The organism is Clostridium fallax (assembly GCF_900129365.1).
GTDB classification, from domain to species: domain Bacteria; phylum Bacillota; class Clostridia; order Clostridiales; family Clostridiaceae; genus Clostridium_AH; species Clostridium_AH fallax.
Genome location: NZ_FQVM01000061.1, coordinates 1 through 2,031, shown reverse-complemented (window position 1 = coordinate 2,031; position 2,031 = coordinate 1). Strand labels below are relative to the sequence as shown.

General features: G+C 26.1%; 2 protein-coding genes and 1 pseudogene. 2 read left to right on the top strand and 1 reads right to left on the bottom strand.

The features are described from left to right. Nucleotides 1-131: 131 nt before the first annotated feature. Together feoB and BUA70_RS12850 are read left to right on the top strand one after the other, a co-directional pair. A pseudogene (gene feoB / locus BUA70_RS12855) lies at nucleotides 132-1,667 on the top strand (ferrous iron transport protein B); the annotation flags it as partial. Between the two features lie 11 nt (nucleotides 1,668-1,678). Continuing rightward, nucleotides 1,679-1,831 carry a FeoB-associated Cys-rich membrane protein gene (locus tag BUA70_RS12850; RefSeq protein WP_072897911.1) on the top strand — a complete coding sequence of 51 codons (153 nt, stop codon included), beginning with the start codon at nucleotides 1,679-1,681 and terminating at the stop codon, nucleotides 1,829-1,831. 1 nt (nucleotide 1,832) lies between these two features. Here BUA70_RS12850 and BUA70_RS13100 read toward each other — a convergent pair. Beyond that, on the bottom strand, nucleotides 1,833-2,031 hold a 199-nt coding region (locus BUA70_RS13100; protein WP_159429657.1), incomplete at its 5' end, for a hypothetical protein.

Here is a 2,031-nt window from a genome sequence, read left to right as displayed (position 1 = left end):
TATTTAAATATATTGAAGGTTGGTATAACAGAAAAAGGATACACTCTTCTATTAATTACATGACTCCAGATCAATGTGAATTATTAGCTAGAAGTGCAGCATGAAAAAGTTTGACTTTTTGTGTCCAAAATATTGACATAAGACCAGTTGACGCTTCAAACATAGTAAGAAACTTATACCTTACAACTCAGCTAAAGCAATTTAATAAACCTATTTTATTGCTTCTTAATATGGTTGATGTTGCAAAAAAGAAAGGTATTGAAATAGATTGCCAAAAGCTTTCTAAAGATTTTAATGTTACTGTTCTTCCAATAATTGCAGCAAAAAATATAGGTATAGATAAAGTTAAAGAAACTTTAGAAAAAGAAACTTACATTAAAAATATAGACAAAAAAAATTATAACTTCAAAACAGAAAAAGAAGCTTATAATTTTATAGAAAACTTAATCAGTAATTGTGAAATAACTAGAAAAAAAGAAAAAAAAGAAAGATTAACAGATAAAATAGATAGGATTACATTAAATCCTTTTTTTGCTTATCCTCTTTTTATAATAATAATGATGTTAATATTTGAATTTACCTTTTCATGGGTAGGTCAACCTATTTCCGATTTATTATCTGATTTATTAGATGATAGGTTTATTCCTTTTCTTCATGATTTATTAGTTAACACTAGTCCATGGTTTAATTCACTAATAGTTGATGGAATTGTAGCCGGTGTAGGAGCTGTTGTAGTACTTCTTCCTATTATATTAGCTTTATTTTTCTGTATATCAATTTTAGAGGATAGCGGTTATATGGCTAGAACTGCTTTTATAATGGATAAGCTTATGAGAAAAGTTGGTTTATCAGGAAAGGCCTTTATTCCTATGATAGTTGGATTTGGTTGTTCTGTACCAGCTATAATGTCTGCTAGAACTTTAGAAAGTGAAAAAGATAGAAAACTTGCAGCTCTTTTGGTTCCTTTAATGTCTTGTAATGCAAGATTACCTATATACATAGTTTTTGCATCAGTTTTCTTTCCTAATCATAAAAGTCTTATAGTTGGATCATTATACTTTTTAGGAGTTTTAATAGCCTTTTTAATAGGATTATTATTTAAAAATACTTTATTTAAAAAAGATGAGGAACCTTTTATAATAGAACTTCCAGAATATAAACTTCCAGAAATGAAAAATGTTTTTCGTCAAACTTGGGACAAAGGAAAAAGCTTTTTAAAGAAAGCTGGAACTATAATTTTTGCAATGAGCGTTTTAATTTGGGTTCTTCAAAACTTTAATTTTAGTGGACAAGTAACTGATATTAGCCAAAGTTTCCTATATTCTATAGGTAGCTTTATTGCTCCAATATTAAAGCCTTTAGGTTTTGGAACTTGGCAAGCTTCTGTATCATTATTAACAGGCTTAATGGCAAAAGAAACTGTTCTATCTACTATGGAAGTTATATTTAAAGGAAATTTAGAAATTTTACTGCCACAATTTTTTACAGCGATTAGTGCTTACTCATTTTTAATCTTTGTTCTTTTATATACACCATGTATATCAGTTATAGGAACAATGAAAAAAGAATTTGGTGCTAAAATGACTATTTTTTCTGTAATATATCAACTTGTATTAGCTTGGATCGCTTCATTTTTATTCTTTAATATAGCAAATTTTATAATTTAGAAGGTGATATTATGGAGATAATAATTACATTAGTAATTGTTGCTCTTGCTATTTTTATTATATATAAAAATTTAAAAAGATCTTCAAAAGGTGAATGTAACTGTAATAGTTGTAATTCTCACTGTAGTAAATATAAAGATAAAAAAGATAAAAGTCAGCTTTAAATTAAAGCTGACTTTTATTTTCTTTTATTATATTATTTATTTCATCTTCATCTATTGTTTTTTGTTGAAGATGATATATTATTTTAGATCCTTCTTTTTTTGATAGATTTAAAAATTCAATTTTTTTAATCTTAGGTTTTCTTTTCTTTATAAGATACTTTATAAAACTTACTTGACTTTTAGAGATTAAATTATCTCTT